Annotated in this window: 9 protein-coding genes; all 9 read left to right on the top strand. The window is 43.6% G+C overall.

Features of this window, described 5'->3' with window-relative positions; all coding sequences use genetic code 11:
• Positions 1-270 precede the first annotated feature (270 nt).
• Complete coding sequence (locus tag DWX62_RS21510; protein ID WP_120173138.1) at positions 271-1,491, top strand: site-specific integrase; 1,221 nt, start codon at positions 271-273, stop codon at positions 1,489-1,491.
• A 12-nt stretch (positions 1,492-1,503) separates the two neighbouring features.
• Entirely contained in the window at positions 1,504-1,887 is a 384-nt protein-coding gene (locus DWX62_RS21505; RefSeq protein ID WP_120173137.1) for a hypothetical protein, read from the top strand.
• Between the two features lie 279 nt (positions 1,888-2,166).
• Positions 2,167-3,408 carry a primase-helicase family protein gene (locus tag DWX62_RS21500; protein ID WP_120173136.1) on the top strand — a complete coding sequence of 414 codons (1,242 nt, stop codon included), beginning with the start codon at positions 2,167-2,169 and terminating at the stop codon, positions 3,406-3,408.
• A gap of 251 nt (positions 3,409-3,659) precedes the next feature.
• The gene (locus DWX62_RS21490) at positions 3,660-4,631 is read left to right on the top strand and encodes a toprim domain-containing protein (protein WP_120173135.1); all 972 of its coding nucleotides are present in this window, start codon (positions 3,660-3,662) and stop codon (positions 4,629-4,631) included.
• A 266-nt stretch (positions 4,632-4,897) separates the two neighbouring features.
• Positions 4,898-6,205 (top strand): MobV family relaxase, encoded by a 1,308-nt coding sequence (gene mobV / locus DWX62_RS21485; protein ID WP_120173134.1) that lies wholly within the window; start codon positions 4,898-4,900, stop codon positions 6,203-6,205.
• Between the two features lie 288 nt (positions 6,206-6,493).
• Positions 6,494-6,682 carry a hypothetical protein gene (locus DWX62_RS21480; RefSeq protein WP_032536290.1) on the top strand — a complete coding sequence of 63 codons (189 nt, stop codon included), beginning with the start codon at positions 6,494-6,496 and terminating at the stop codon, positions 6,680-6,682.
• 5 nt (positions 6,683-6,687) lie between these two features.
• Positions 6,688-6,987, top strand: a complete 300-nt coding sequence (locus DWX62_RS21475; RefSeq protein ID WP_133303680.1) for a DUF6804 family protein — start codon at positions 6,688-6,690, stop codon at positions 6,985-6,987.
• Positions 6,980-7,195: a hypothetical protein gene (locus DWX62_RS21470; RefSeq protein ID WP_032536291.1), complete on the top strand. Its 216-nt coding sequence runs from the start codon at positions 6,980-6,982 to the stop codon at positions 7,193-7,195. Before DWX62_RS21475 ends, DWX62_RS21470 begins: the two co-directional genes overlap by 8 nt.
• Before the next feature lie 21 nt (positions 7,196-7,216).
• Positions 7,217-8,557: a tetratricopeptide repeat protein gene (locus tag DWX62_RS21465; RefSeq protein ID WP_120173133.1), complete on the top strand. Its 1,341-nt coding sequence runs from the start codon at positions 7,217-7,219 to the stop codon at positions 8,555-8,557.
• Positions 8,558-8,768 lie beyond the last annotated feature (211 nt).

The raw sequence follows: 8,768 nt of genomic DNA, 5'->3' as shown, positions 1-8,768 counted from the left end.
TTAAATAAAATCTCTGGAATAACCTCGAAAAATGGGAGAAATGACGCTAAACGACTTAATATCAGAGTCGTTATGGTGTCAAATGATGACAAGCCGAAAAATCGGAAAACGCAAAGAAAAGCGGATTTAAGAAGAAGAATGGTTTGCAAATCATTACCCGTAAAAGAGTAAGATTTAACATACGAGAGATGCTATTGCACCGTTTGTCACCGATTTGCGTATCAATGTCTAACTCGTTGATATTTAACTTTGCAAACAAAAAAAACGAGTATGGCAAGAAGTACATTCAAAGTGCTGTTCTACGTGAACGGCAGCAAGGAGAAAGACGATATTGTCCCCATCATGGGACGAGTGACAATCAACGGTACTGTGGCGCAGTTCAGTTGCAAGCAGACCATCCCGAAAACCCTTTGGGATGCGAAAGGCAACCGAGCCAAAGGCAAGAGTGCCGAAGCACGGAACATCAATCTGGCATTGGACAACATCAAGGCGCAAATCATCAAGCACTATCAGCGCATATCCGACCGAGAGGCATACGTAACGGCTGAAATGGTGCGCAATGCCTACCAAGGGATAGGTAGCGAGTATGAAACGCTGATAAAGGCTTTCGACAAGGATTGTGCCAACTTCCTGAAACGTGTCGGCAAAGACCGCAGCATCGGCACATACAAGGTCATGGTAAGGGCAAGGAACTATGTCGCAGCCTTTATCAAGTCATTCTACAGACGGACGGACATGTCCATGCTGGAACTTACGCCCGACTTCATCAAGGAGTTTGCGGCTTATCTTACGGCTGAACGTGGACTGAAAAACGCCACCATCTGGCTGAACTGCATGTGGCTGAAAGGCGTGGTCATGCGTGCGCACTATAACGGACTGATACCGAGAAATCCGTTTGCGCAGTTCCATATCAGCCCGAATGTTAAGGAACGGGAATATCTGACAGAGGACGAAATCAAAAGAATCATGGCGCACGAGTTTGACAACCCCACCCTCACATTGGTGCGGGATCTGTTCATTTTCGCCTGCTTCACCGCCTTGTCTTTTGTAGATATGAAAGAACTCACAACAGACGAAATAGTGGAGGTGAACGGTGAGAAATGGATATTGTCGAAACGGCACAAGACAAATGTCCCGTTCCAAGTGAAGCTGCTGGATATTCCTTTGCAGATAATCGAACGGTACAAGTATCTGTCGGAAGACAAGCTGGTTTTCGGGAAAATCAACTATTGGACGATGTGCAAACAGCTGAAAAAGGTAATGGCGGAATGCGGAATAGAGAAGCAAATCTCCTACCATTGCGCACGTCATACATTTGGAACACTGGCTCTTAGCAAGGGGATGCCCATTGAAAGCGTGAGCCGTGTTTTGGGACACACGAACATTGTCACGACTCAAATCTATGCGAAGATAACCACACAGAAACTTGACCATGACCTGACGATGTTCGGCAACAAGCTGAACGCATCGTTCGGAAGTGTAACCCCATAACCAAGCATAGCCATGAAACGAAGCATCATCACAACGGACGGCAACGGCAACATCACCTTGCCGACCGATATAGGCGCAACCGCCATGAGCGAATGGGAACTTTGCGACCTGTTTGGAGTAACCGCCCCGACATTCCGTGCTGGGGTAAAGGCTCTTTGTAAGAACGGAGTTTTAAGGGAATACGGGACAAGGCGAAACATACGGGTATCCGATAATTGCTGTATGGAGGTTTACAACCTTGAAGCGATAGTTGCCCTCGCTTTCCATATCGGCACATTCGGAGCGGAAAGGGTACGCAATGCCGTTCTTGAAAGACTGTACCTGCGAAAAGAGAAAACAAGCATCTTCTTCTCGCTGAATACCAACTGTATATCCAAATCCGAATACTTCTCGTAGCTGAATGCCTGACATTATTCACTCGGTAAGTCAGTAATTCATTAAGTCAGTACGACAGCACGACAGACGCTCTGGTTTTTTCTCCCGAAAAGCGTAATATCAACATTCGTTTTTCGGGAGTTTTTTCGTTTGTTCTGCCAGACTTCCGCCCCAAACCATTGAAAGTTTTTGTTTCGGGGGCTATTTGTCATCATTCTGCTGTGTTTTGCATAACAACCTATCCGATAATTGATTATATTTTTGCAGCTGGGTAATTTTCAAACTTAAAACCATTTGATTATGTCAGCTATCGAACAACAGGACAGCCACAGACCGCCATCGGATGGCGGCATGGCAAAGGAAGAATTTATCCGTGTCGGAACAACGCTCTACAAGATTGTGAAGCAACCGAGACTGAACGGAGGGTATGTGAAGAAACGCATCGCATGGAACAACGAGACCCTGCGACAGGATTACGGCAAGGATTACATCGGCAGCGTTCCCAAGTATGACGGCTTCTGCACCGTACCCGAACACATCGGCTACCGTTCCGTGGTCGGCAAATTCCTTAACCTCTACGAACCGATAGACCATGTACCCCGACAAGGGGATTTCCCCTCTATCCGTTCATTGCTGCATCACATCTTCGGGGAACAATACGAGTTGGGGATGGACTATCTGCAACTGCTCTACCTGCAACCGATTCAGAAGTTGCCTATCCTGCTGTTGGTGTCGGAAGAACGCAACACGGGCAAAAGCACCTTCCTGAACTTTCTGAAAGCCCTTTTTCAGAACAATGTGACTTTCAACACCAACGAGGATTTCCGCAGCCAGTTCAATTCCGACTGGGCTGGCAAGTTGCTTATCGTGGTAGATGAGGTGTTGCTCAACCGCAGGGAGGACAGCGAACGGTTGAAAAACCTCAGCACTACCTTATCCTACAAGGTGGAAGCCAAAGGCAAAGACCGTGACGAGATTGCATTCTTCGCCAAATTCGTGCTGTGCTCCAACAACGAGTATCTGCCCGTAATCATAGATGCAGGGGAAACACGCTATTGGGTGCGCAAGATAGACCGCTTGCAGTCCGATGACACCGACTTCCTGCAAAAGTTGAAAGCGGAGATACCCGCCTTTCTCCATTTCCTGCAATACAGACAGCTATCCACCGATAAGGAAAGCCGGATGTGGTTCAACCCCACATTGCTGCATACAGAAGCCTTGCAGAAGATTATCCGCAGCAACCGCAACCGATTGGAGATAGAGATGCACGAGCTTGTCCTTGACATCATGGACAGTGTCGGCACGGATACATTCTCTTTCTGTTACAGCGACATTCTTCTTTTGCTGGTACACTCACAGGTAAAGGTGGAGAAACACCAAGTCCGAAAAGTGTTGCAGGAATGTTGGAAACTGACCCCTGCGCCAAACGGACTGACCTATACCACCTACCTGTTCAACTGCAATCGGGAGTGTCGGTATGAGCCGATAAGGAGAGTGGGACGCTTCTACACCGTCACAAGGGAGCAACTTGAATCCCTGTAATATTATCATTTTTCTGTTGAATTGTTGAATATGGGTATAAATACACTGACAATAAACGATATACATTCTCACCAAAATCTCAACAAGCCAAAAGAGAAGTTGAGAGACCACCGACACCCGTTTGTTGATTTCTCTTTTGGCGAGTGGTTTGTTGAGAAGATGTTGAGAGGTTACGAGGCTGTATATAAATATATTACATTGACAATTCATCAAATCAACAAATTTTCATCAACTTCAAAACCGTATGTAATATGACAATCCAAGATGTAAAGCAAATCAAACTGGCAGACTATCTGCAAAGTCTGGGCTATACGCCTGTAAAGCAACAAGGCAGGAACCTGTGGTACAAATCACCGTTACGGGAAGAAACGGACGCATCGTTCAAGGTAAACACCGAGCTTGAAAAATGGTACGATTTCGGCATCGGCAAAGGCGGTAATATCATTGCATTGGCAGCGGAACTCTACCATTCGGAAGATGTAGCCTATCTGCTGAAACGCATAGAGGAGCGGACAGCATACATCCGCCCTGCATCGTTCTCTTTTGGCAGACAGCATTCCGACAATCAGCCTTATCAGGGATTAAGGGTTGGTGAGTTGTCCTCTCCTGCTCTTATAGCCTATCTGCAAGAAAGGGGAATAAACATCGGACTTGCCAAAAGAGAATGCAGGGAGCTTCGGTTTATGAATGCCGACAAACCCTATTTTGCCATCGGCTTTCCGAACATGGCAGGAGGATATGAAGTGCGCAACAGATACTTCAAGGGATGTGTCGCCCCGAAAGACATCACCCATATCCGACAGCAGGGCGGACAACGATGTATGTGTTACCTGTTTGAGGGGTTCATGGATTACCTTTCATTCCTTACCATCCGAGTAGAAAACAATCCGCAACACCCGCGATTGGACACACAGGACTATATCATATTGAACTCCGTTTCCAATCTTGCAAAAGCGGAAAGCATATTGGAGACCTACACCCAAGTCGGCTGTTTCCTTGACAACGACACGGCAGGACGGAACACCTGCAAGAAGCTGAAAGAGAAGTTTGGGGAACGGCTGCTTGACAAGTCAATGTACTATCGTGAGTATAAGGACTTGAACGACTACCTGTGCGGTAAGCCCTTGTCCCAATCGGCAGAGCCGATAAAGGAGAAGAAGCAAGTCCAATCCGCAAGGCGGATGATGCAGCCACCGAAAAAGAAAGGGGGATTTCATCTGTAATATGCACGTCCGCTCTCCCAAGGTATTTAGACAGAAATACCATAGCTCAATAGGGCGTTTTCTTCACGCATTACTCCGTAACGCTAAAAACACCCTATCGAGCCAAAGGGAAATCCCTTTGGAAACCCTGTGCAAACGAGAGCATAATCCAAACGAGTTTGGATTATGCCGAGTGCAGCAATGGTTCATTTGCATAATAAACCCTGTGAGCCGATGCCACAGGCAGAGAGAAGAAACATAACGATAACCGCAAAAACAGTAATGATATGGGATATTTTTCATTGGACATTAAGAAAGCAAAGGGTACATCGGACACCACGCAGTCCGACCATATAGAGAGAAAGATAATACCTAAAAACGCAGACCCGACAAGGACACATCTGAACAGGGTGCTTGTCGAATACCCTGATGGCGTTCACGGCAGGGATGAAGCGATTGCCCACAGGCTGAACACGGCAGGCATCAGACGGAAAATCACGCACGACCAAGTCCGTGTCGTTCGGGTGGTTTTGTCGGGTACGCACGAGGACATGATGAACATACAGGAAAAAGGAAAGCTCGACGAATGGTGCAACGACAGCATCCAATGGCTGCAAGCCACATTCGGCAAAGACAATGTGGTTGCCGCCCATCTGCACATGGACGAGAAGACTCCGCACATCCACGCAGCCGTTGTTCCTATCGTGACGGGTGAAAGGCGCAAAGCCAAGAAAGAACAGACGGACGGTAAGCGCAAGTACCGCAAGAAAACAAATTCCGTCCGTTTGTGTGCCGATGACCTGTTCAACCGCCAGACCCTGATTGCCTACCACGACAATTACGCAAGGGTGATGACGAAATACGGATTGCAACGTGGGGTACGGGGCTCGGAAGCACGGCACACTACCACCATGCAGTATTATCGGGACTTGAAAAAGAAAAATGAAACCCTTGAAACCGAAACCAGACTGTTACAGGAGAAGAAAGCCGAGGCGCAGGAGGAACTGAAACAGGTAAAAGCGGAAATCCGCACCGACAAGCTCAAATGTGCAGCCACCGATACGGCAACCGCCCTTGCAAGCAGTGTGGGTTCTCTTTTCGGAAGTGGAAGAATGAAATCGTTGGAACGCAGGAACGAGGACTTGCAAGACCGCATCCTTGAACTTGAAGACGAAGCCCGACAACGGGAACGGCAACAAGCCAAGCAGATACAGGAGATAAGAAACGCTTACGAGCAACAGCACCGCAAGCTGTCGGAGTTTACGGATTTTGTCAGACGCTATTTCCCGTATGTGGAGAAGCTGATGCCTGTAATAAACTTCCTGCGTGAACGTTTAGGCTTTAATGACGGGATAATCAGAAGACTGTGTGAGTTCAAGGAAGTCGGGATAAAAGGTGAACTCTATTCTTCCGAGTTTAATCGAAGTTTTGATACCCGACATTCCGTCTGCTCCATCAAACAGGATGAAAGCGGTAAATTCGATTTCAAGATAGATGGAGTTTCACACGTGAACTGGTTCAGAAAGAAGATGCATGAGTTCAGAGAAGTCATCGGAATACCGAAGCCAAGACAGAATAGAAGTATGAAACTGTAAATCAAAAAAATCCGTGATGATTTAAGGTATATCACGGATTTTTCATACTTTTGTACTTGGATTGAGGCAACTCTTTCCAAGACATACGAAAAAAGAAGAAGCGTTATGCTTATCTTGTAAGTTGGAAACGTAGGAAATTTCGGACTTAGTACGAGAGGAGGCATAGTGGTTCTCACGCTATAGCGTGGGCTGCTATTACCATATCCGTACTAAAGGTTTTTCCTACGACCTCCAACTTAGATGTGGCATTGCAGTTCCACGCTTCGTAGTTAAAAAGTAAGGTCTTCCTTGGAGCTGGAGGGAGATATTGGAGGATTTGAAGTTATGCTTATCGCAGCTATTGTTATTTATGTAATACTGGCTTTATTAACCGGACCTTTTTGGCCTTTGGATTATATCAGCGGAAAAGCCGGTTGTTTAGGACAAATTATTTGTCTTTTGTGGGGTGGATTGTTTATTGCTGGTCTTTCCTCTTGATTCCTATGAAATACTTATTGTCACTTTGTATAGTCTTGCTGCTTTTGTGCATGGGAGATTTGCCTATTGGGTACTATACGTTTGTTCGAATAATTATAACCATAGGTGCAGTATGTATCATAGTGAATGAGCCTGTTAAGGATTTGAACTTTTGGCGAGTAGCTTTTGGACTTATTGCTATCGTCTTTAATCCTATTATTCCTGTTTATCTGCATGATAAAGCTATTTGGATGCCAATAGACATCATTGCAGCAATCTTGTTTACCATTAAATTATCAATATTAAAATCAACAAAACATGAGTGATTCAAGTAACGGATGTATCATTGCGGGATTATTATATTCCGCAACTGCGGCAGTATTTGTCGGTAGTGGATTTTTAGCGTGGGAATGGACTGAGCCGAATAGTTTTTGGAGTGCAGTAGGTTTCCTAATCGTATGGGGAATTTTAACCAAGATAGGACATTTTATTGTTTCCTTGATTGTGATGGGTATTGCGTCAATATTCGATTGAATAATTATAAAACAACATGTTATGAAATATATATTTATCTTATCCGCTATTTTTATGCTGGCGTCATGCCAGCATAAGAGTTCCAAAGAGAAAGCAAAAGAATACTGGAATAACAATCAGTTTGAACTTGCCTTGATTGAAATTAGCGATGCTATAAAGGAACATCCCGATAGTAGCAGCTTTTATACTTTCCGAGCAGCAATCTACGATATAATGTCAAAATATGATGCAGAGATTAATGATCTGAACAAAATCATTGAATTAAACGAAAGTGAGAAAAGTATTTTATTTGCCTATCATCAAAGAGCTGTTGCCAAATTGAGTTTGGGATTATTGGAAGAAGCATTGAAAGATGTAGATTATTTCATTGCCCATCAAGAAACGTTATCCGATGAAGAAATAGCAGAAGCATACATCAATAAAGCCTCTATTTTATATGAATTAAATGACAAAGTTAGAGCTAAGGAAAATTATCATTTAGCTTTATCAAACGAAAACGATAATATAAAAGCAAATGCATACGTAGGACTTGCTAATTTGGCAGAAAATCCACAAGACGCATTGGATTTATTGAATAAAGCGGTAAAGATAGCCCCCGACAATGTAGAAGCTCTTGCTAATATGGCGACTATTTATTTGGAACAAGGAGATGTGGAAAGGGCTTATTCTAACGCAAAGAAATCATTTACTTTTGACCCTTATAATGCACCTAACAACTTCAATATAGGGCAGATTTATGCTCTTTATTTGAACCAGCCAGACTCTGCCAAAAAGTACTTTGAAAGAGCTATCAAGATAGAGCCGTATTCTATAAAGAGTGTTCCCGCCTATATTAATTTAGCGATTATAGAAGGCAATAGTGGAAATTTACAAAACGCATATAAGTATGCTCAAAAAGCGGTAGAGTTAAAGCCAGAAGATGACGGTATTCAGTATAATGTAGCACAGATATTATCTGATATACAAAAGACAAATGAAGCTTTGAGTGCTGTGTCTAAAGCGATTGAAATAAATCCTGCGGAAGTTGAATATTACAATTTAAAAGGAGCCATACTAATAGATATGCAGAAGTTTAACGAAGCAATAAAAGTCTTCCATACATGTATTGAGATTGAACCTAATTTTGGCGGTGCATATTATAACTTGGGATATATTTATGGAGAATTGAATAATTATGAACAGTCCATTTATTTCTATAATAAGGCTGTTCAGCAAAATTTTGATTTGGAAGCAACACTTGTCAATCTTGCACTACAGGAAATAAAAGCAAATAAAAAGGCAAGTGCTTGTGCCCATTTAGAAGAGGCTTATCAGTTGGGAAGAACAGATATAAAACCACTTATGAATAAATACTGTAAATAAAGTTATAAAACTACTATAAAAAGTGGGGTACTCCTTTATTGTTATATACCCTTTCAAATAAAATGATTACCTTTGTTTCGAAAACGAGTGACTTGAAAGCATATCAGAGCAGAACGTAGCATATAGTACAGTTGCCAAATCATTACCCCAAAATTGGGTAATTCTCCCAAAGTCCTTTGTATAAGGCACAAACAAAAGTTTTCCAGAATTA

It is taken from the genome of Bacteroides sp. AF20-13LB (genome assembly GCF_003603065.1).
In the GTDB taxonomy this organism is placed as follows: domain Bacteria; phylum Bacteroidota; class Bacteroidia; order Bacteroidales; family Bacteroidaceae; genus Bacteroides; species Bacteroides uniformis.
The sequence above is the reverse complement of the archived record's forward strand: the minus strand, read 5'-3'. Positions and strand labels throughout refer to the sequence as shown.

What these genes read in the sequence shown, in the direction of transcription:
- DWX62_RS21510 (WP_120173138.1), top strand. Translation starts at nt 271, where the DNA reads ATGGCAAGAAGTACATTCAAAGTGCTGTTCTACGTGAACGGCAGCAAG.
- DWX62_RS21505 (WP_120173137.1), top strand. Translation starts at nt 1,504, where the DNA reads ATGAAACGAAGCATCATCACAACGGACGGCAACGGCAACATCACCTTG.
- DWX62_RS21500 (WP_120173136.1), top strand. Translation starts at nt 2,167, where the DNA reads ATGTCAGCTATCGAACAACAGGACAGCCACAGACCGCCATCGGATGGC.
- DWX62_RS21490 (WP_120173135.1), top strand. Translation starts at nt 3,660, where the DNA reads ATGACAATCCAAGATGTAAAGCAAATCAAACTGGCAGACTATCTGCAA.
- mobV (WP_120173134.1), top strand. Translation starts at nt 4,898, where the DNA reads ATGGGATATTTTTCATTGGACATTAAGAAAGCAAAGGGTACATCGGAC.
- DWX62_RS21475 (WP_133303680.1), top strand. Translation starts at nt 6,688, where the DNA reads ATGAAATACTTATTGTCACTTTGTATAGTCTTGCTGCTTTTGTGCATG.
- DWX62_RS21470 (WP_032536291.1), top strand. Translation starts at nt 6,980, where the DNA reads ATGAGTGATTCAAGTAACGGATGTATCATTGCGGGATTATTATATTCC.
- DWX62_RS21465 (WP_120173133.1), top strand. Translation starts at nt 7,217, where the DNA reads ATGAAATATATATTTATCTTATCCGCTATTTTTATGCTGGCGTCATGC.